This is a genomic window from Microbacterium luteum, assembly GCF_015277875.1.
In the GTDB taxonomy this organism is placed as follows: domain Bacteria; phylum Actinomycetota; class Actinomycetes; order Actinomycetales; family Microbacteriaceae; genus Microbacterium; species Microbacterium luteum.
Genome location: NZ_CP063814.1, coordinates 3,375,178 through 3,392,842, shown reverse-complemented (window position 1 = coordinate 3,392,842; position 17,665 = coordinate 3,375,178). Strand labels below are relative to the sequence as shown.

The 17,665-nt window shown below is 67.0% G+C and carries 24 protein-coding genes; 13 read left to right on the top strand and 11 right to left on the bottom strand.

The window, feature by feature from the left end:
- Nucleotides 1–93 precede the first annotated feature (93 nt).
- From IM777_RS16445 to IM777_RS16425, 5 genes are read left to right on the top strand one after another with little or no spacing between them, the layout of a single operon-like run.
- Entirely contained in the window at nucleotides 94–978 is an 885-nt protein-coding gene (locus IM777_RS16445) for a hypothetical protein (protein WP_005050771.1), read from the top strand.
- Nucleotides 978–1,229 (top strand): hypothetical protein, encoded by a 252-nt coding sequence (locus IM777_RS16440; RefSeq protein ID WP_005050769.1) that lies wholly within the window; start codon nucleotides 978–980, stop codon nucleotides 1,227–1,229. The genes IM777_RS16445 and IM777_RS16440 overlap by 1 nt, the downstream gene beginning before the upstream one ends.
- A complete protein-coding gene (locus IM777_RS16435; protein ID WP_005050767.1) occupies nucleotides 1,222–1,524 on the top strand; it encodes a hypothetical protein in 303 nt (100 codons plus the stop codon). The genes IM777_RS16440 and IM777_RS16435 overlap by 8 nt, the downstream gene beginning before the upstream one ends.
- Nucleotides 1,524–2,000 carry a hypothetical protein gene (locus IM777_RS16430; RefSeq protein ID WP_005050765.1) on the top strand — a complete coding sequence of 159 codons (477 nt, stop codon included), beginning with the start codon at nucleotides 1,524–1,526 and terminating at the stop codon, nucleotides 1,998–2,000. Before IM777_RS16435 ends, IM777_RS16430 begins: the two co-directional genes overlap by 1 nt.
- On the top strand, nucleotides 1,997–2,749 hold the full coding sequence (locus IM777_RS16425; protein ID WP_005050763.1) for an HNH endonuclease family protein: 753 nt from the start codon (nucleotides 1,997–1,999) through the stop codon (nucleotides 2,747–2,749). The genes IM777_RS16430 and IM777_RS16425 overlap by 4 nt, the downstream gene beginning before the upstream one ends.
- Before the next feature lie 5 nt (nucleotides 2,750–2,754).
- Here the strand turns inward: IM777_RS16425 and IM777_RS16420 are convergent, their stop codons facing one another.
- Nucleotides 2,755–3,288 (bottom strand): helix-turn-helix transcriptional regulator, encoded by a 534-nt coding sequence (locus IM777_RS16420; RefSeq protein ID WP_005050761.1) that lies wholly within the window; start codon nucleotides 3,286–3,288, stop codon nucleotides 2,755–2,757.
- A gap of 93 nt (nucleotides 3,289–3,381) precedes the next feature.
- On the opposite strand from IM777_RS16420, the gene IM777_RS16415 reads away from it, so the two are divergent.
- The 5 genes from IM777_RS16415 to IM777_RS16395 all read left to right on the top strand — a co-directional run bounded on the left by IM777_RS16415 (nucleotide 3,382) and on the right by IM777_RS16395 (nucleotide 7,030).
- Entirely contained in the window at nucleotides 3,382–3,618 is a 237-nt protein-coding gene (locus IM777_RS16415) for a hypothetical protein (protein ID WP_043340519.1), read from the top strand.
- 100 nt (nucleotides 3,619–3,718) lie between these two features.
- Entirely contained in the window at nucleotides 3,719–5,347 is a 1,629-nt protein-coding gene (locus tag IM777_RS16410; protein ID WP_005050756.1) for a hypothetical protein, read from the top strand.
- Nucleotides 5,347–6,171, top strand: coding sequence for a hypothetical protein (locus IM777_RS16405; protein ID WP_047801722.1), 825 nt, complete (start codon nucleotides 5,347–5,349; stop codon nucleotides 6,169–6,171). The genes IM777_RS16410 and IM777_RS16405 overlap by 1 nt, the downstream gene beginning before the upstream one ends.
- Nucleotides 6,168–6,569 carry a hypothetical protein gene (locus tag IM777_RS16400; RefSeq protein ID WP_005050751.1) on the top strand — a complete coding sequence of 134 codons (402 nt, stop codon included), beginning with the start codon at nucleotides 6,168–6,170 and terminating at the stop codon, nucleotides 6,567–6,569. Before IM777_RS16405 ends, IM777_RS16400 begins: the two co-directional genes overlap by 4 nt.
- A 35-nt stretch (nucleotides 6,570–6,604) precedes the next feature.
- Nucleotides 6,605–7,030 carry a hypothetical protein gene (locus IM777_RS16395; RefSeq protein ID WP_005050749.1) on the top strand — a complete coding sequence of 142 codons (426 nt, stop codon included), beginning with the start codon at nucleotides 6,605–6,607 and terminating at the stop codon, nucleotides 7,028–7,030.
- Nucleotides 7,031–7,298: 268 nt separating this feature from the next.
- On the opposite strand, the gene IM777_RS16390 is transcribed toward IM777_RS16395, so the two are convergent.
- Nucleotides 7,299–8,384, bottom strand: coding sequence for an SAM-dependent methyltransferase (locus tag IM777_RS16390; protein ID WP_039712022.1), 1,086 nt, complete (start codon nucleotides 8,382–8,384; stop codon nucleotides 7,299–7,301).
- Between IM777_RS16390 and IM777_RS16385 the strand changes: the two genes are divergently transcribed.
- Nucleotides 8,371–8,595: a hypothetical protein gene (locus tag IM777_RS16385; protein ID WP_039712023.1), complete on the top strand. Its 225-nt coding sequence runs from the start codon at nucleotides 8,371–8,373 to the stop codon at nucleotides 8,593–8,595. The two genes, IM777_RS16390 and IM777_RS16385, sit on opposite strands and share 14 nt — an antisense overlap.
- Before the next feature lie 159 nt (nucleotides 8,596–8,754).
- Entirely contained in the window at nucleotides 8,755–9,162 is a 408-nt protein-coding gene (locus tag IM777_RS17630) for an AMP-binding enzyme (protein WP_005050745.1), read from the top strand.
- On the opposite strand, the gene IM777_RS16375 is transcribed toward IM777_RS17630, so the two are convergent.
- The 3 genes from IM777_RS16375 to IM777_RS16365 all read right to left on the bottom strand — a co-directional run bounded on the left by IM777_RS16375 (nucleotide 9,083) and on the right by IM777_RS16365 (nucleotide 11,888).
- Complete coding sequence (locus IM777_RS16375) at nucleotides 9,083–9,637, bottom strand: putative antibiotic biosynthesis monooxygenase (RefSeq protein WP_005050743.1); 555 nt, start codon at nucleotides 9,635–9,637, stop codon at nucleotides 9,083–9,085. The genes IM777_RS17630 and IM777_RS16375 overlap by 80 nt on opposite strands.
- A 218-nt stretch (nucleotides 9,638–9,855) precedes the next feature.
- Nucleotides 9,856–11,124: an IS256 family transposase gene (locus tag IM777_RS16370; RefSeq protein ID WP_194384080.1), complete on the bottom strand. Its 1,269-nt coding sequence runs from the start codon at nucleotides 11,122–11,124 to the stop codon at nucleotides 9,856–9,858.
- 524 nt (nucleotides 11,125–11,648) lie between these two features.
- Nucleotides 11,649–11,888: a hypothetical protein gene (locus tag IM777_RS16365; RefSeq protein ID WP_194384079.1), complete on the bottom strand. Its 240-nt coding sequence runs from the start codon at nucleotides 11,886–11,888 to the stop codon at nucleotides 11,649–11,651.
- Nucleotides 11,889–11,976: 88 nt separating this feature from the next.
- On the opposite strand from IM777_RS16365, the gene IM777_RS16360 reads away from it, so the two are divergent.
- Nucleotides 11,977–12,759, top strand: a complete 783-nt coding sequence (locus tag IM777_RS16360; RefSeq protein WP_039712028.1) for an IclR family transcriptional regulator — start codon at nucleotides 11,977–11,979, stop codon at nucleotides 12,757–12,759.
- A gap of 99 nt (nucleotides 12,760–12,858) precedes the next feature.
- On the opposite strand, the gene IM777_RS16355 is transcribed toward IM777_RS16360, so the two are convergent.
- The 6 genes from IM777_RS16355 to IM777_RS16330 are packed head-to-tail and all read right to left on the bottom strand — an operon-like array spanning nucleotide 12,859 to nucleotide 17,489.
- Nucleotides 12,859–13,698 carry an aldo/keto reductase gene (locus IM777_RS16355; protein WP_005050739.1) on the bottom strand — a complete coding sequence of 280 codons (840 nt, stop codon included), beginning with the start codon at nucleotides 13,696–13,698 and terminating at the stop codon, nucleotides 12,859–12,861.
- Nucleotides 13,695–14,933: an NAD(P)/FAD-dependent oxidoreductase gene (locus tag IM777_RS16350; RefSeq protein ID WP_062633832.1), complete on the bottom strand. Its 1,239-nt coding sequence runs from the start codon at nucleotides 14,931–14,933 to the stop codon at nucleotides 13,695–13,697. Before IM777_RS16350 ends, IM777_RS16355 begins: the two co-directional genes overlap by 4 nt.
- A 10-nt stretch (nucleotides 14,934–14,943) precedes the next feature.
- Entirely contained in the window at nucleotides 14,944–15,138 is a 195-nt protein-coding gene (locus IM777_RS16345; RefSeq protein WP_062633830.1) for a ferredoxin, read from the bottom strand.
- A complete protein-coding gene (locus IM777_RS16340; RefSeq protein ID WP_085603657.1) occupies nucleotides 15,119–15,463 on the bottom strand; it encodes a hypothetical protein in 345 nt (114 codons plus the stop codon). Before IM777_RS16340 ends, IM777_RS16345 begins: the two co-directional genes overlap by 20 nt.
- A complete protein-coding gene (locus IM777_RS16335; RefSeq protein ID WP_062633826.1) occupies nucleotides 15,460–16,050 on the bottom strand; it encodes a 3-phenylpropionate/cinnamic acid dioxygenase subunit beta in 591 nt (196 codons plus the stop codon). Before IM777_RS16335 ends, IM777_RS16340 begins: the two co-directional genes overlap by 4 nt.
- On the bottom strand, nucleotides 16,047–17,489 hold the full coding sequence (locus IM777_RS16330) for a Rieske 2Fe-2S domain-containing protein (protein WP_228164524.1): 1,443 nt from the start codon (nucleotides 17,487–17,489) through the stop codon (nucleotides 16,047–16,049). The genes IM777_RS16335 and IM777_RS16330 overlap by 4 nt, the downstream gene beginning before the upstream one ends.
- Between the last annotated feature and the right edge of the window lie 176 nt (nucleotides 17,490–17,665).

Genomic DNA, 17,665 nt, shown 5'->3' with positions numbered 1-17,665 from the left:
GAGCCTCTGGGGCCACCCCTTAGCAGTGAGGGGGTTCCAAACCCTCGGGAACGGGTTATATTCGGGAATATAACCATCTGTGAGGAGGAGAAGATGCGGACCCACACCTGCCCGCCGGACCACAAGCACGGGCTGACCTCCACCTGCTACGTCGTCCACCTCTGCGGGTGCCGCGCCTGCATGGACGGCAACGCGCGCCGCCGCCGCGACCGCTACCGTCTCCTGGCCTACGGGCGATACCAGGACGCGCACCAACCCATCGAGCCGATCCGGCAGCACCTGCAGGCACTGGTCGACACCGGGATGATCCCCGAACGGATCGCCATCAGCGCCGGCGTCGGCGGCGCCACGGTCCGTCGCCTGCTCAACAGCGAGACGGCACGGTTCGTCACCGGCGCCACCGCCCGCAAACTCCTCGCAGTCACCCCCGACAGCAGCACTCTCGCCGCGCAGGGCCGAGTCAACGGCCGCGGCACCCGCCGGCGCCTCCAGGCTCTGGCCGCGATCGGATGGAACCACCACGAGATCGCACGCCGACTCGGCTACCCGCGCTGGAAGGTCAACAAGGCACTCGAAGGCGCCTACGTGGACATCCGTGTCCACGACGACATCGCCGCGCTCTACGACGAGCTCTGGGACCAGCAGCCCCCCACCCACACCCGAGCGCAGCGGGTCGGCCGCTCCTACGCACTCACGGTCGCACGCCGGCACGGCTGGCTGCCGCCGCTGGCCTGGGACGACATCGACACCGACCCGGCACCGCCCACAGCCGGGCAGGAACCCCTGCTCGACGAGATCGCGATCGAGCTCGCTCTCGCCGGCCAGAACGTCCGCCTCACCCGAGACGAGCGCCTCGAAGCCACCCGACGCGGGACCGAACGCGGACTCAGCCTCACCCAGCTCAGCGACCTGCTCGGCGTCGACGTCCGCACCATCGACCGCGACCGTGACGACCTCGGACTCCGGCAGGCCGCCTGATGAGCAAGACGCTCGACATCCTCGAAGCCGCCCTGCACGGCACCACCGCCGGCTACCTGGCCGGATGCCGCAGCAAGGGAGGATGCCCGAACCACGGCAACCGCCAGCTGCTCACCTGCACCGAAGCGGCCCGCGCCCGCCGCCACTACTTCTCGCTCGCCTCGCTCGAGGAGACCGAGCCGATCACCCGGCAGATGCTCCGCGACGCCAAGAACAGCCCCTTCGCACCGAAAGAAGCCGCAGATGTCTGACCAGCCGAACACCTTCACCATCGACTCCACCAAAGAGGGAGAGTGGCTGCGGGTCGTCCGCGCGCTCGGCGGCCATCGCTGGGCCCTGTCGCTGCGCTTCAACCCCCTCCCGCTGACTCAGCGAGGCGCCCGGCACACCCGGCCAACGCGGCAGCCCACACCCCACGCGGCAGCAGGCCACGGGCCGAACGCGAGACTGCACCTGCCCAGCTGCGCGATCTCCCCCCAGCTCGGCAACGGCCGCGGCGCCCACCTCAAGCAGATCCCCCACCTGGGCCGAACCGAGGAGCACTGATGACCGACATCGCCGTGCGCCTCCAGGAAGCCATGACCATCCAGACCGGCACACCCGTCACCGTCCGATGGAGCTTCCGCGAGTTCGCGCTCAACTGCACCCGCCGCGACGGCCGCCCCCTCACCCAACGGATGCACAGGCTCTTCCAGACGCTGCTCAACCGTGAAGCGCTCCGCGAGCTCACTCCAGGAGAAGACCCAACGATGGGATCCCGCGCAACCCTCATCGAGATCATCGACGACCTCGCCGTCAGCGCCGACCACCAAGGCGCCCGCGCGGCCGCGCTCGCCGAGGTCCTCCTCAGTGCCGGCATGTTCCACCTCGGCGACCAGCTCCGCCGCCAGAGCCACGCACTCTCAGAGCTCGACGCCGACGACGAAACCCTCGAGGTCATCGACGAGGCACGCACCCAGATCGCCCGAACCATACTGCTGCTCGACCAAGCCGACACCGCACAGGCAAAGGAGCGCAGATGAACCGACGCACCCGCCGCGCCAGCACAGCCCTCGCCGCGGTCGCAGCTCTCGCGCTCGGCTTCGGCGCCCACCAGCTGGGCATCACCTCCTGGATCGACACATGGACGCGCCCGCAGGCACCCGCCCCGGACCCGACCTACGACTACACCGCGCTCGCCGCAGTCGCGCAGGAGCTGCCGCTGATCGATCCCACCGAGGAGATTCCCGAGTATCGCCGCGCCACGTTCGGCGAGCGCTGGATCGACATCGAGGGAAACGGCTGCGATCAGCGAGACGATCTCCTCGCCGTCCAGCTGCAGGACGTCGTCCGTGACGGTTGCACGGTGCTCTCCGGCGTGCTCGACCCCGATCCGTACACGGGCACACGCATTGAGTTCGAGCACGACCGGATCGCCGCCCCTGGAGCCCCGGGAAGCTCCGGCGTCCAGATCGACCACATCGTCAGCCTTTCGGCGGCGCACGCCGGGGGCGCGTGGGCGTGGACCGAGCAGCAGCGCATTCAGTTCGCCAACTCGTTCGACAACATCGTCGCCGTCGATGGCAACACGAATGCGGCCAAGAACGACCACGGGCCAGCCCTGTGGCTGCCATCGAACGCCGACTACGTGTGCACCTACGTCGCCCGCTACACGGAGATCGTCGACACCTGGCACCTCGCGGTCGACGAAGCCGACCGCGGTGCGCTCGTGGACACGCTCTCAACCTGCGCTGCCCAGCAAGCCAGCGACGAGAGCGGGAGCATGTCGTGAAGCCGCTACGAACCCGCGTGGGATCTCGCCGCGCGCGCCTGACGCTTGGCCGCGCGAGCGCGGTCTACGACCTCGTTCGCATCCGTCGTGTCGACACCGAGGGTGCGCCTGATCACCTCGAGCTCGGCGTCGGTCCAGCGGGTGCGCCCTCGCATCCGCTCACCGAACGTGACGACGTTCAAGCCGAGCAGGTCGATCAGAGCCGCCTGCGTGGGAACCTCGGGCGCCCCCGCCCCGTCCGCGATCGCCGCCCGCAACCGCTCCGCGAAAGCCGCATCGCGCGCCAGTCCCGGCATCAGTCGCGGCCGGCGGCCGCGCTGCGAGGGCGCCCTGCGCGCGCGCTCCTGCGCGAATGCGTCGATCGCGGCCTCGTCGTAGAGCGGGGAGTTGCCTTCTATGGCAACCGGCTCGGGGAGCAGAGGACCCTCCTGGCCGGCTCTGCGCAGCTTGTTGCTGATGGAGCGCATCTTGTAGACCGCGACGACGGACACGCCGAGCTTCTCGGCGACGTCCGCCGTGGTGAGGTGCCGTCCGGTCATCAGCGCTCCTCTCAGCTGGATGAATATAACCACTTTCGCGGTTACGGCGCGCCGCGGCAACCAGACCCAACTTGGTTGGGGATGCTGGGGCGCATGGCTAACAAGGACGCGGACGCCATCCGTGAGGAGCTCCGTCGCATCGGCCAGCAGCTCGCGCAAGCGGACGAGCTGCGCGAACGCCGCGGCAAAGTCGTCGACGAGGCGCGCGCGGCCGAGCTGACCCAGCGAGAGATCGCCCTCCTGCTGGGGATGACCGAGGAAGGGCTGCGGAAGGCGCAGAAGTCCTACCACGGACGCGGGCGCTCTTACGGCGGCCGCCTCGCGTCCTAGCGACCCCGCCAGACCTTCATGGAGCGCCCGTCGACTGCGAAATCTGATTGCAATTTTCAAGCACTCTTGACTAATATAACCTGACGAATGAGGGGGTGAGATGGACGAGCTGAACTACCGACCCAAGCCGTGGACGCCGAAGGACGTGCCCACGATCTGGGTCGACCAGACCACCGGGCAAGGCGTCACCGACGCCGGCACGCCCGTTCGCCCCGTCATCGGCGAGCGCCGCAAGAACCCCAACCTGACGGACCTGCTCGACACGGCTGCCTCGTACGGCGCTAACCGCATCATGCTGACCGGGAAGCGCCCCGAGCCTGCGCCTGGCGTGCGGCACTGGCTGTACGTCCAGACCCCGAACTGGAAGCCCGGAGCCCACTGGGTCAACAACGGCCCGCCCACCGGTCGGTTCGAGCACGCGGTCACCGGCTTCAAGATCGAAGTCCGCACCGCGGAGGAGTGGTTCGGCGACGGGCCGCTGACCCCTGCCCAGGCTCGTCTGGCCTGGAACGTCACCGCGTCGATCATTCGCCACGCCGACGAGAACGCGCGCCTGTTCAACAGCCCTGCCGCCACCGGAACGAACCTGTGGGCGCTGTCGCTGCCGAAGAACATCAACCCCGTGCCGGTCGAAGACGACATCGCCCAGGAGATCCACTTCACCTCGGGCCTGCACCACTACGACCACCTGGTCGCGGGGGAGTCGTTCGCCAAGCACGAGGACTGCGTCCCGCTGATCGACCCGGCCAAGACGAAGAAGATCAGCGAGTTCGCCTACGTCGACGGCCGGTTCATGTTCGCCGGCGTCGGGCGCGAGCTCGGTATCGGCCCCGCGATCCGGCTGAACCAGGCCGCCGCGTACGAGCTGCTCGAGCAAGACCCCTACGCGCGCGCCCGCTTCCACGTGCGGTTCCGCGTCCCTCAGGGCTGGAACCACGTTGGCCTGCTCGGTGTGAAGCACCTGGACGTTCGCGAAGGCTGGTTCTATCCGAACCGGCCCGGAGCGGTGCACGACACCTGGGCCGACGGCAGCGAGATCCACGTCGCCCTCAAGCACGGGTGGGAGATCCGCCCTCACGAGGCCGTGGTGTTCCGCAAGGCCAAGCCTCTAGACACCTTCACCGAGCGCATGACGCGCGCCCGCGAGCGAGTCCAGCTGCAGGACGAGATGCACCCGGACCTGCGCCGCGCTGTGCTCGCCGCGCTGCGGAACATCATGCTGCACTCGATCGGTGCATTCGCCGCCGCGGGCCGCGACGAGACCCGCGTCGCCGCGTCGCCCGATGACGTCCCGCCCGAGTACAGGGCCAAGATGCTGCGACAGGGCAACCTCTGGATCTATCGCATCCCGTCGCGCCCGAACGACCGCACCCGAAGCTTCTACCACCCGGAGCTCGCCGCCCAGGTCTGGGGTCGCGCACGCGCTCGCGTCCTCCACGGCCCCAGCTCCCTCGGCGGCTACACCTCCGGTGCTCTCACGGTCGACCCCTCGACGCTCATCGGCATCCAGGGTGATGCGATCTACACGACCAAGCTGCCGGCGTGGTCCCTGCCGGACCGGTTCATCGGCGGCGGCGACGACGGCAAGACCGGGCGCCTGCGCCTGCAGGGCTACCTCAACGGATCCTTCATCACGCCGGAGACGCTGCGGCAGCGTGACGCGCTGAAAGCACGTGCCGAGCGGGCCGGCATCGCCAAGGCGCTCGAGCAGGCAGAGGAGAAGGGCTGATGGCTGACCAGCAGCGCACCGCCCAAGACCTCATCCGCGATCTGCGGCGCAAGGGCATCAGCACGGCCGAGATCGCCGAGGAGCTGCACCGCTCGCCTCGAATGGTCCGCAAGATCCTCAACGGCGAAACCAGCGGCGCCCTCTACCGCCAGGCGCTCCAGGAGCTCGCTGACACCGGACGCCTCACCCACGTCCCGCCGCGGCGCCGGCGCAAGGACGGCTCGATCGCCCCCGTGCGAGGCAAGGCCGGCGCCAAGCCCGTCATCCCCGAAGACCTCAGCGGCACCTACGTTGAGGGTCGCCAGGGTGGTCGGCTGCGCGTCGACGTGGCATACGCCACCGGGGGCGACCGGTACATCGAGATGCGCATCCCCAAGGGCCGCACCGCGAAGGGCCGCGAGCAGGCGAACGCCGAACTGATCAAGCAGGTCCGCAACGCCGCCAAGGGCCAGTCCCACGACAAGCAGAAGCAGATCACCGCCCACCTGACCTTCTCCAACGGCCGCGTGATGGAGGTCAACTCGTACAACGCCTCGACGATGCTCAAGCGCATCCACGAGAACGGCGGCGACGCCCTCGGCTGGTTCCGCGAAGAGTCGAAGAACCGATACGTGAACCTCGACACCAGCCGCGACACCATCACCGGCGTCACCCTCAACGTCGTCAGCACGGCCAAGACGACCGAGTACCAGAGGCAGGCCGAGCGCGGCCGCACTCGCCGCCCCCGCTCGCTGTCGCCGGCGGAGCTCATCAGCATGGAAGAGAAGCGGCGCATCGAGGAGCGCCGCGCTCGCCGCCGTGGAAACCGAGGAGGTGGTCAGTGACCATGGCCGCCCCGAAGAAGCCCACAGCTGCAGCGAAGCCCCGCGCACGCAAGGCCGCGCCCCCCGCTGAGGAAGTCACCAGCGACGTCGACCAGGCAGCGACGTCCGAAGCACCCGCACGCGCACCTCGCGCAAGCCAGAAGCCGGCAGCGGCGAGCGCGACGCCTCCTGAGTCGGCCGAGGCGGAGACGCCACCGCCGGCGAAGAAGAAGCGGGGGCCCTACAACGTCGTCTACGTCCAGAAGAAGCCCGTCTCGATCCGTCTCCCCGACGACGCGCTTGAACTGATGGACTGGGCCAAGCAGGATGCAGCCAGCCGCGGCGACCGCCTCACCAAGGACGAGATCGTCACCGTTGCGCTTCGCGCCTACTGGGGCCGCAAACGGCGCCGCGGGTAATGACCGTCTCCTGAGCTGCTGGCAGGGAAGTCGAGATGAGTGAAACTAACGGGCCGGCCGAGTTGCCGGTCTACTCGATCGCCGAGGCATTCGTGAAGCGATCCGGAATGTATATCGGGCAGCCCGTCACGTTCGAGCGAGTGCACACGTTCCTGCTCGGTTTCGAAACGGCGATGTTGTACGTTCGCGACGAGCTCGCGCGCGATCGCAATGCGTTTCAGCCCGTGGGCGTGCTCGGTCAGTTCCGGGAGCAGCTGCGATCCGAGGGGCGGCTCAGGTGGGACTCCTGGTCCCTGACGATCGTGGCGGAAGCGATCGGCTGGACTGGCGACGAGCCTCCGGCGATCGACGATCTGACCGAAGAGCAGCACCTCGAGGCAGTCCGGGACCTTCTCCCGTTGCTCGAGAAGGTCTTTGCCCTCCCCGCGGAGCTTGTCACCTCGCTCCGTGACTCCGCCTGAGAAGGGTAGGCACCCCACCGCTGTCGGTGTGTCGTCCCGCCCATCGAGTTCGAGAACGCGTTCTATGCTGTGCGGCGATGATCAACCTGACCGCCACCGTCCCGCTTGGACCGCTGACAGAACTTGTCGGACGATCCCTCTCGGCGACTGGGAGATGGGTCAACTCATCCGGTAGCGCCTACCTGTCATATCCATCACTCAGAGGATCCTGACCCGGACGAACGATCGCAGTCGCTCGAGGGCAAAGGACCCGTGCGGATGTCGCGCGTCACACCTCGACCTCGAACGGCAACTTTCGCAGTGTCGTCGCGGAAATCCCGGTGCTCTTGTACATCCGGGCGTGGGCGTACTGGATCTCCGGCAGCAGATCGATGCGGCCGATCGCCTCCAGCATGATCTCGTCGGCCTGACCGGTGAGATGACGCAGTTCGGGGATCGCGTACCCGCCCACGTACTTCCCGGAGTTGAGATCCCAGGAGCGCACGGCCGGCAGCGCCTCCTCGATCCTCTCGCCGAGCTCCACCAGAGCATCGAACGTGTCCTGCCCGTAAGCGTGCGGGGAGAATGGGATCTGCGACATCGTGCCCTTGGTGACGTTGAAGCAGTCGCCCGTGAACGTCCACCACAGGAACGCCAGCCGCGACGCCGCGATCGCGCTGGCCGCGAGCTGGTCCTTCCGGTTCTGAACGAACAGCTTCCCCTCGTTGAGGGGCACCGTGGCGTGCGTGGTCTTGTCGTAGGTGACCGGCGGCACCGTGTACGTGCTCAGGAAGTACGTGGCGGTCTTCTTGAAACCGACGGAGTAGTCGCTCACACGGACAAGCGGCGTCGAGGAGATCGTGCCCTTCGCAAGCAGCGTGTCGATCAGCTCGAACATCGCGTCGCTGCTGGCGCGCATCCAGTTCGGGGTCCGCGAGCCGGCGGGCCGAAGCGAATACCGCAGTGTCGCCATCAGATGCGGACGGAACGCCTCGATCCAGCTGTGGGTGAGCGTCGTGTGCAGCTCGGAGACGCTGCCATACCCGGCGGCGGTGATGATCGTGCTGCGCACCTTCACCTGGAACAGGGCAGCCGGGCGTTCCTGGAAGGTGCTCACCCAGATCGCATCGAACCGCCGCTCGTAGAACTTCCGCAGTGACTCGTCGCGATCGGCGAACTGGCTGCGGATGGGAACGATCAGGCTGAGCCGGCCATCCGGGCGCGTGATCTGCGCCGAGCGCTCGCAGCAGGAGGCGTAGATGTCGTCGACGTTGTCTGTCTCGAAGCCGGTGATGCGGTAGCTGAGCTCGCGCCGGTTGACGTAGGGTGGGTTGCCGATGACGACGTCGAAGCCGCCCTGATTGGGGTGTGACACGTCGCCCCGCACCGGCAAGAAGCGCGGCCCGTACAATGTCCAGCGCATCGAAAAACACCCCGCGACCTTCCGACTACCTCCGGACGTCTTCGAGTACATCAACCAGGCACGCGACGAAGCCGCGGCCCGTGGTGATCGCCTCACCAAAGACGAAGCGATCACCATGGCAGTCCGCGCGTTCTGGGGCGGCAAGCGCCAGCGCCGCCGCTGATCACCACACCGACATAACCGACGAAAAGAACTCTGGAGGCATCTGATGAGCCGTCGATCTATGCTCGAGCAGGAAACCGATCCGCTACACCCCGCGCGGATGCTACCGCGCACCTGAGACGAACGCGCGGTCCTTCACCGAGGATGGCTACATCTCGACATGATCAACCGAGGCAGCGAGAAGATTTCGTGCGAAGAGGTGGAGGACCTCGTCTACCGCTATGACAGCTTCGATCTAGCGGCCGCCGTCGCGATGCTCGACCCCGTGTTCAGCGAGCGGGTATGCGTCTACGTGAGTCTCAAGGAGGGCGGCCCGCTCGGGCTCGAACGGATCCGCGCCGCCATGGAGTCCGCCGGGGTGGCTAAGCATAAGCACCCCGAGCGGCTGATCGCCGTCGACGACATGCCCCTCACCAAGGTAGGCAAGATTGACAAGAGGGAGCGGAGAGGGCTTTGCCCGCCGCGACAGCGCCTAATGGGGCAGACGCTCAGCGCCCGCGCCGCCACGCGAGCCAGTGGCGGATGCTCTCCTCGAGCGCGTGCAATAGAGGCAACATCACCCAGATGACGCACGCGACGGTCAGTGGCGTCGTACATAGGATCTGGAGGTACGGCGGCAGGCCGGTCAGGAGCGGAGCGATGAAGTAGGCGTTGAACATGGCAGGCGGTACCAGCGCGATCCACACTAAAATCGCCGTCCACCACCGCGGGCGCGCGGGACCGGCCGTCGGGATTGCACCGGTGAGGGCGTCCGGAGTCAGTGGACGGGCCTGCCCGATCGTGAGCGGCACGGCCTGTTGCAGGTGCGCCTGCCGCTCCTTACTGTCCTCCCACCGGATGAGGTCATGGGGGGAAGCGAACGTGATCTCGACGACAACCTGGCGCCGGTGCCGTTCCGAGACTCGGACCTTCGACTCCCGGTAGCCGGGGAACGACTGGGCCCGGCCGGTGAAACCATGCGCCCACTCGGTGAGATCGTCCAGCCGCCCGGGGACGGCTGTGCGCGCCACCCGAGCCGTGACCGTGAGGTTATCTGGTTGCATGGTGTCCTCCCGGGGCAGAGGAAGCCCCGTCTCCCAGCGTATTGCGCCGATGACGCGGCACTGAACAGCTTCCGACCATCGGGGTCCGGATCAATAGCGCGAAATAGTGCTCTTCCGAGCAGTGGAGTGTCACCGCCACTGCCGCCTCACGCAGGATGGAAAGTTGAAGGTCAAGTCCCGTGGCGTGGTGTCACTTCGGTTGTTCCTGATGGGTGGGGTCAGGCGGTGAGGTAGAGCTCGGCGCGGGGTGTCTCGGTGTGCTCGTGGAGGGTGTGGATGAGCTTGCGCATGGAGATGTCGGAGAAGTAGCGGCGTTCGCCGTACTGCCATTCCTCGTGCTGCTCTTGCAGGACGGCGCCGATGAGCCGGGTGACGCTGTCGCGGTCGGGGAAGATCTGGACGACGTCGGCGCGACGTTTGATCTCGCGGTTCAGTCGCTCGATGGGGTTGTTCGACCAGATCTTCTGCCAATGCTCGCGTGGCATGACCGCGAACCCGGTGAGGTCTGCCTCGGCGGCGGCGAGCATGTCGGCGATCTCGGGGAACGACGAGCGGAGCCCGTCGGTCACGGCCCGGTATTGCGCGGTGACGGCTTCGGGGGTGGTTTGCGCGAAGATCGTGGTGATCATCGCGTTGACCGGCTTCGAGCGGGCCGATCCGAGTTTCTGGGTCACGTTTCGCGCGAAGTGGACGCGGCAACGCTGCCACCCGGACCCGGGCAGGATCGCCTTGACCGCGGCTTTCAGGCCGGCGTGCGCGTCGGATGTGACCAAGGCGACGCCGAGCGGGTCCGCGTCGGTCGCGACCTTCAACCCCCGGTCGCGCAGGCCGCGGAGGAACTCGGTCCAGAAGTCCGTGGTCTCCGCGTCGCCGAGCGCCATCCCGAGGATCTCCCGGCGGCCGTCACCGCTGACGCCGGTCGCGACGACGAGGGCTTGCGAGACGACGCGGCCGCGGACCCGGACGTCGAGGTAGGTGGCGTCGAGGAACAGATAGGGGAACCAGGTGTGATCGATGCGACGGTGCAGGAACTCCTGCACGGCCTCGTCGATCTCCCCGCAGATCCGGGACACCGTCGACCTCGAGATGCCGGTGTCGTTGCCCAACGCTCGGATCAGCTGGTCGACCTTCCGTGTGGAGACCCCATCGATCCAGGCCTGGCAGATCACCGCGTAGAGCGCTTTGTCGACCCGGCGGCGCGGGTGCAGCAAGCTGGGGAAGAACGACCCCTCCCGCAGCTTCGGGATCGCAAGGTCGACTTCCCCGGCCGGCGTCGCGAGGGTCTTCGGGCGGGTCCCGTTGCGGCGGGTGGTGCGCTCCGGGGTGCGCTCGTGCGGGGCCGCGCCGATCTTCATCGTCGCTTCCGCGTCGATCAGGTCTTGCAGGCCGGCCTGCAGCATCCGACGGAACACGTCCGAGTGGGCGAGGTCGGGATCGGCGAGGACTTCGCCGATCAAGGTCGTCAAGGCAGACTGGTACTGGGTCATCGTGGGATCACTTTCAGGGTTCTTGGCGGAACAACTGGTCTCCCACGATGGCCCTCACTTCGTCAACGACGACGAGGACCCTGTGGGAAGTGACACCACGCTATGGGACTCACCCAAGTTGAAAGACCTGGATCGACGGGGAGGTCATTTGCACGAGGCGTTTCGCTTGCTGCGGGAAGAAAGGCTCAAACGAGGCCGATACCATCGCCGAGCGACGGTGTATCACCCGGACGTAGAAGAGGTCGACCAGCTCTACGGTGTCCGGCTTCAGCTGGAGTCCTTAGGCGCGCGCCGGACGGTGGACGGATGCTGCGCTCCGAGATCGGCGCTTCGCGCGAGTACGGGACGCTAATGGATGCGGCGCTGGCAGTCGGTGACATGGGCGCCTGGCTGGTGGCGCACCACGCGTTCCTCCGCTGCTGCGTCGCGCGTGCAGACATCCCGTTGGGGCGGGTAGTGGACTCCTACCCGGAACGCTGCTTACACATCTATCAGTTGTGGCACCCGCAGTCGTTCGCCATCGCTCATCGCGAGTACGAGGCCGTCCTCGAGTCGATCGTCAGGCGTCCGACGCCCAGGGGATCGATCTGTCGCCGCTGGCGACCCACGAGTTCGCCTTCGACGATGCCGCCGCCGCCTTCGAGCAGTCCCGCGACGCGTCCAGCAGCCTGAAGGTCCTGCTCCGACCGTAGAGCGCCTGGGCCGTCGGGGCCGTCACAGGGAGCCACGCGGGCGGCGTGGGGTGGCACGGGCTGCAGTGGCACCGCGGAGACGATCCTCCCGCCTGTCGGGTCGGCATCGGAGCGCGCGGTGCAGGAGGAGCGCGCCCACGTTGCAAGTAAGCTTTCTGCCGTGCAGAATCGACAGCTCGGGTCGCCGGGCGATCCACCCCAGTATCCGATCGAGTCGGTCGACAACGCGCTGAAGCTGATCCTGCTGCTGGGTGAGGAGCACGAGCTGCGGCTCACGGACGCCGGTGCCCTCCTCGGGGTGGCGACCTCGACCGCGCACCGACTTCTCGCGATGCTGGCATGGCGCGGCTTCGTGCGGCAGAACCCGGTGACCAAGGCTTACGGCCCTGGCCCGGCGCTGACGACGGTGGCCTTCTCGGTGCTGCGCAGGATGGATGTCCCGAGACTGGCGCAGCCGATCCTCGAGGACCTCAGCGCCGCCCTCGGTGAGACCTGCCACCTGGGCACGCTCGAGGGCAACCATGTCCGATTCCTCGCCGTTGCCGAGCCCGATGTGGCCGTGCGCGTGGTTTCGAGACTGGGCAAGACCCTGCCGGCGCATTGCACCTCGACCGGCAAGGCGCTGCTTGCCGAGCTGAGCGACGAGCAGCTCTTCCGGCTGTACCCGGACGAGCAGCTCGAGATCGTCACACCGAACTCCATACGTTCCCGAGACGAACTCGTCGCCGAACTGGTTCGGACACGACTGGACGGTTATGCCGTGAATCGGCAGGAAAGCGAGGACGGCGTGGCGAGCGTCGCGGTCCCGGTCCACGTCTCGTCGGGACTGCGACTGGCGATCAACGCCTCCGCGCCCGTGCAGCGGTTACCGCCGGGCAAGGTCAAGTCCCTAGCGCGGTCACTGCAGGACGCCGCGATCCGCCTCGCCGAACTGTTGGGGTGAACCGGCCCGGGTCGTCGTAGCGCCCATGGATGCGCTGCGCACGCGAACACGCCGCTGATGAGCGTGGCTGCGGGAGCGACCGACCCGCCGCCGTGGGCCTCAGTGCCCGTTGGCCGGATCGTCCGGGTCGCGGGCGGCTTCTTCGCCTTGATCCAGCCCACTCAGCGTCGCCATATCCTCCGAGCTGAGCGTGAAATCGAAGACGTCGATGTTCTGCGCGAGATGCTTCTCATCGCCGGCGCGCGGGACGGGAACGATCCCTTCCTCGATGTGCCAGCGCAGTAGGACCTGTGCGGGCGACTTGTCATACTTCGACGCGATCGCGGTCACCGCGGGATCGGACAGCAGGGCTCCTCCGCGTCCGAGCGGGCTCCACGCCTCGGTCAGGATGCCGTGAGCGCGCTGGAAGCTGCGCTGTTCGACACGGGCGATGTCGACGCTGAGCTGGATCTGATCGACGTCGGGGACGACACCGGTCGCGTCGACGACGCGCTGAAGGTGGTGAGACTTGAAGTTGGAGACGCCGATCGCCTTCACTCGTCCCTCTTCGAGCAGTCTCACCAGACCCTTCCACGCTTCGACGTATCGGTCGAGGGCCGGAACCGGCCAATGGATCAGGAACAGATCGAGGTAGTCGACGCGAAGGGTCTTCAGCGATCGGTCGTACGCGCGCTGCACTCCCTCGACGCTGTGGTCCTCCTTGTTGAACTTGCTCGTGATGAAGACCTCGTCACGAGGGATGCCCGATGCACGCAGACCGGCACCGACGGCCTCCTCATTCGCGTACTTGTACGCCGTATCGAACAGGCGGTAACCGTAGCCGACCGCCTTCTCGACCATCGTTGCGCACTCGTCTCCCGTGAGTGGCCACGTGCCCACCCCGATTCGCGGGATGCGGTGACCGTGCAGGAGGGGGAGGGTGGTGTCGTCAGCTCTCATCGGGCGGCCGCCTTCGCCGGAGCCGTGCTCGAGGGCTCGAGGAGGGCGCGCAGCCGATGTATCAGCTCGTCCGCCTTCGCTCGCGAGGCGACCGAGCGGCGGGCGTCGACGAGGGCACGCGGCCAGTTCACGATGACGGCACCTTCGGCCTGCCCTTGGCTCTCGCCGTACACGACGGCGAAGCGGTCCTGCGCAGGGTCGCCCACCATCGTCCAGTGATCAGATCCGGTATGCCCGACGATCTGGATCTTCCAGTCGTACTGGTCGCTCCACACATACTCCGTCGGGTCGTAGCTGCGCAGGTCATCCGGGTGAGCGATGTTATGCGCGACAATCAGCGCCTGATCCGTCGCGCTCGTCCAGTGCTCCAACCGGATCGGGTCGGGATGCCGTCGGTTCATGAATCGTGCCACGTCGCCGATCGCATACACGTGGGAGACGCCGACGGCGGCAAGCGTGCCTTCGCAGACGACACCGTTATCCAGCGCGAGGCCCGACGACTCGAGCCACTCCGTGTTGACGACCGCTCCGATACCGAGCAGGACAGCGTCGACATCCAGCGTCGCGCCATCGGTGAGCGTGACCTGGACGCGGTCACCCGTGCGCTCGACGTTCTCGACGGAGACGCCGAAGCGTAGCTCAGCACCCTCCCTGCGGTACTTCTCCGCGAAGATACCGCCCACTTCCATATTCATCGCCCGGCCCATCGGAGCACCGATCGGTTCGATGATGGTGACCTTGACACCGGCCGCAAGCGCTGTGGCGGCCGCCTCGGCGCCGATGAATCCGGCGCCGACCACCGCGAGGTGGCGGCCCGGAACGAGCTCCTTGCGCAGCTCGTCGGCATCGGCGCGGGTACGCAGCACGTGGACGCCGGGAGTGGAAGCCCACGGGGTTCGGCGAGCTCGGGCACCCGTCGCGATGACGAGGATGTCGTAGGTCAGCTCGCTGCCGTCGGCGAGCGTCAGCGTCTTGCCGGCAGGATCCAGCTCGGTCGCGGCGACGCCGAAACGGGTCTCGACCCGCAGGCCTTCGAGCGCTTCCGCCGTCGTCAGCGCGATCTCCGGGTCGGATGCGGCGCCGCTGAGGTACTTCTTCGACAGCGGGGGACGGTCGTAGAGGGGATGGCTCTCCTGGTCCACCAGCGTGATCGCGCCGGTGAACCCCTCCGAACGAAGATTCTGTACGAGCTTGACTCCGGCGACGGAAGCACCGACGACGACGACGTGAGACATGCGAATCGGCTCAACCCTCGACAGACAGCGCCGAGACCGGGCAGCTTCGGGCGGCTTCCTCGACGCGAGTGCGCTCCGCGTCCGGCACCTCGAGCTGCAAGAGCACGACCTTGCCGTCGTCGTCGATGTCGAAGTAGTCTCCCGCGGCCACGACGCAGTTCGCGTAGCCCTGGCAGAGGGAGAGGTCAGCCTTCACCGTGGCCATGGTCATTCCTCGTTGATGATGGGTCGGGGTCGGGGAACACGGGCGCGTACGGCGACCCGATCATCGCTGAGAACGTCTGGACGGTCTGCCAGGTGAGCGCCTCCAGCTCGAGCGGGTCGAGTGCGATCCATTGTCCGGATTTCGGAGAGTCGATGAGCAGACGCGTCCCGTTGCGGGTCTCGACCCGGCTCACCGTGATCTCAGAGAACTCGTTGGCGATCGTGAGCGGCTCGCCGACGGTGCGCGCGACCAAACGTGCGCGCTCCTCGGCGGCGGCGATCGCGGCGGCCCGATCGACGTCGGCGCCTTCCCACTCCAGGGTCACAGGAAGATCGCCAGGTTCTGGGTGCGCAGCACCGACTCGTCGACGAGGATGACGCGGCGCGCGAGCTTGTACTCGCCTCCGACGTCACGGAACACATCCTCCCGGTGGGCGGAGATGATCGACGGCTCGTTCACGTCTCCTCGGCTGCGGAACAGCAGCATCGCGGAGTCGGCGAGCACCTCGCCGGGCACGTCGGTCTCGAACACCCGCACGTTGGTCACGAAGTGACGCAGCCGGGACGGAGGGTCCTCGGTCCAGGCATGCTCGGTAAGGAACCGTGCGACGCGCCGGCTGAGCGAGTACTTGTTCTCGTCCCAGTGCGCCATCCCGGGGGACGTGCTGAAGGGCGTGCCGAGTGCGGTGGTCACGCGGACGGGCATGACGTAGTGGATGTCTTCCGTCAGCATGTCCAGCCAGCTCTCATACCGCTGCTGGTCGAGAGTGTAGGCCTCTTCGACGAGCCAGCGATGGATCGTGGCGTGCAGCTCGCTCGTGAAGGGCAGGGACGAGCCCACCCGGTCGGCGAGGGTTGACGACTTGCGAAGCCGGGAGACTTCGGAAACTGCCTTGCCGGTCTCCTCGATCATCGGACCACCTTCTGACCATTGTTCGTGATGCCCGCAGGTCGGGGCTCGACATCCAGTGGCGGCTCGCCGCCGATCGACAGGGCACGGAAGTCGACGCCCTCGTACTCCGACTCCAGGTAGTCCGCCCAGCGGTGGAGCAGATGGCGCTGGTTGTACTCGCCGTAGCCCACGTGCGCGACGCCGGGGCCGGCGAACTGGTCGGGGCCGAGCGGCTCGACGACCGGCGATCCATCCTTGAGGATGCCCATGCGGCTGTTCAGGAGCAGGCGCCGCGCCATTGATCCCTTCGCCGTGTTCGTGAGCGAGACCCAGTTCTCCACGTCGTCCTGCTCGAACATGCCCGTCGACCCGAAGCACATCAGGTAGGCCTTGTACGACAGTGCCTTGAACTCCTCCGGAGCCTCAGCGTCGACCGCGAACCAGGAGTACACCTCGGTCTCGTCCTCGCTGATCGGAAGCCACGTCCGGATGGAGATGAACGGGAGCACGTCCTCGTCCGAACCCTCCTCGACCTTGGGCCAGTTGTGGACGAAGGACATGTTCGGGAAGAGCGAGGCCGCGGAGATCATGAACCCGTCGCGGCCGATGACATCGAGCTGCTCCTGAGACCAGGTCGCCTTCATCCGCTCGACCATCTCGTCCGGGTAGCCGACGTACCGCAGCCGCTCCTCGAGCGTGCCCGGCGGGAGCTTGTAGGTCGTGCCGCCTCCGTTGCCGGCCCAGTATGTGTTGCCGTCCTTGCGCTTCTCGGCCTTCGGCTCGCGGAACAGCCCGATCTCGACGACCGAGGTGTGCGTCTGGGGCGTGTGGTACATGTCGCCGGCGAAGTTCTCGGCGCCGATCTTCCAGTTCGCCTTGACGCGCCACCGCTGCGGGCCCCGGAGCTCGATGCCGCTGGGGCTCTGCCGGGTGTAGTAGTCGAGATAGAACTTGAAGTCGCCGATGTAGTCCTCGAGGCTCGGCGCATCCGGGTCCATGCTGATGAAGATCAGGCCGTTGTACATACCGAGGTTCGGCGCCGGCAGGAGCCGTGCGCCCTTTCGGCTGAACCCGGCCTCGCCGCCGTAGGCCTCCTCGTGGAAGGGGAGTCCGACGATGCGTCCGTCGTTGCGGTAGGACCACCCGTGGTACGGGCAGCGGAAGTGCGAGGCGTTCCCCATCTCGGCCCGGCAGACCTGCATGCCGCGATGCAGGCACATGTTGAAGTGGGCGCGGATCTCACCCTTCTCGTCGCGGACGATGATGAACGAGTCGTCGAGTATTCGCCGGACGACGTAGTCGCCGGCCTGAGGAATCTCGGACTCGTGGCCCACGAACAGCCAGGCGCGGCTGAAAAGGTTCTTTCGTTCGCGCGCGAAGATCTCCGCGTCGTTGTAGATGTACGCCGGTATCATTCCGCGACGGATCTCGTCGTAGATCGTCATGCTGGAAGTGCTCATCGTCGCGCCTATCCGTAGTGTAATGCTTCGACACCGCTCCGACGTCGCACGTCGAAGCGGGCCGAGGCATAGTTTCTGATGTGCAGAAATTGATTCTGCCACACACGCGCGCCTTACGTCAAGTGGGCCCGAGGAAGGCCTTCGCGGCCGCGCTCGGAGGAGGAGGCGATGCGTCG

What these genes read in the sequence shown, in the direction of transcription:
- IM777_RS16445 (WP_005050771.1), top strand. Translation starts at nt 94, where the DNA reads ATGCGGACCCACACCTGCCCGCCGGACCACAAGCACGGGCTGACCTCC.
- IM777_RS16440 (WP_005050769.1), top strand. Translation starts at nt 978, where the DNA reads ATGAGCAAGACGCTCGACATCCTCGAAGCCGCCCTGCACGGCACCACC.
- IM777_RS16435 (WP_005050767.1), top strand. Translation starts at nt 1,222, where the DNA reads ATGTCTGACCAGCCGAACACCTTCACCATCGACTCCACCAAAGAGGGA.
- IM777_RS16430 (WP_005050765.1), top strand. Translation starts at nt 1,524, where the DNA reads ATGACCGACATCGCCGTGCGCCTCCAGGAAGCCATGACCATCCAGACC.
- IM777_RS16425 (WP_005050763.1), top strand. Translation starts at nt 1,997, where the DNA reads ATGAACCGACGCACCCGCCGCGCCAGCACAGCCCTCGCCGCGGTCGCA.
- IM777_RS16420 (WP_005050761.1), bottom strand. Translation starts at nt 3,288, where the DNA reads ATGACCGGACGGCACCTCACCACGGCGGACGTCGCCGAGAAGCTCGGC.
- IM777_RS16415 (WP_043340519.1), top strand. Translation starts at nt 3,382, where the DNA reads ATGGCTAACAAGGACGCGGACGCCATCCGTGAGGAGCTCCGTCGCATC.
- IM777_RS16410 (WP_005050756.1), top strand. Translation starts at nt 3,719, where the DNA reads ATGGACGAGCTGAACTACCGACCCAAGCCGTGGACGCCGAAGGACGTG.
- IM777_RS16405 (WP_047801722.1), top strand. Translation starts at nt 5,347, where the DNA reads ATGGCTGACCAGCAGCGCACCGCCCAAGACCTCATCCGCGATCTGCGG.
- IM777_RS16395 (WP_005050749.1), top strand. Translation starts at nt 6,605, where the DNA reads ATGAGTGAAACTAACGGGCCGGCCGAGTTGCCGGTCTACTCGATCGCC.
- IM777_RS17630 (WP_005050745.1), top strand. Translation starts at nt 8,755, where the DNA reads ATGATCAACCGAGGCAGCGAGAAGATTTCGTGCGAAGAGGTGGAGGAC.
- IM777_RS16375 (WP_005050743.1), bottom strand. Translation starts at nt 9,637, where the DNA reads ATGCAACCAGATAACCTCACGGTCACGGCTCGGGTGGCGCGCACAGCC.
- IM777_RS16370 (WP_194384080.1), bottom strand. Translation starts at nt 11,124, where the DNA reads ATGACCCAGTACCAGTCTGCCTTGACGACCTTGATCGGCGAAGTCCTC.
- IM777_RS16355 (WP_005050739.1), bottom strand. Translation starts at nt 13,698, where the DNA reads ATGAGAGCTGACGACACCACCCTCCCCCTCCTGCACGGTCACCGCATC.
- IM777_RS16350 (WP_062633832.1), bottom strand. Translation starts at nt 14,933, where the DNA reads ATGTCTCACGTCGTCGTCGTCGGTGCTTCCGTCGCCGGAGTCAAGCTC.
- IM777_RS16345 (WP_062633830.1), bottom strand. Translation starts at nt 15,138, where the DNA reads ATGGCCACGGTGAAGGCTGACCTCTCCCTCTGCCAGGGCTACGCGAAC.
- IM777_RS16335 (WP_062633826.1), bottom strand. Translation starts at nt 16,050, where the DNA reads ATGATCGAGGAGACCGGCAAGGCAGTTTCCGAAGTCTCCCGGCTTCGC.
- IM777_RS16330 (WP_228164524.1), bottom strand. Translation starts at nt 17,489, where the DNA reads ATGAGCACTTCCAGCATGACGATCTACGACGAGATCCGTCGCGGAATG.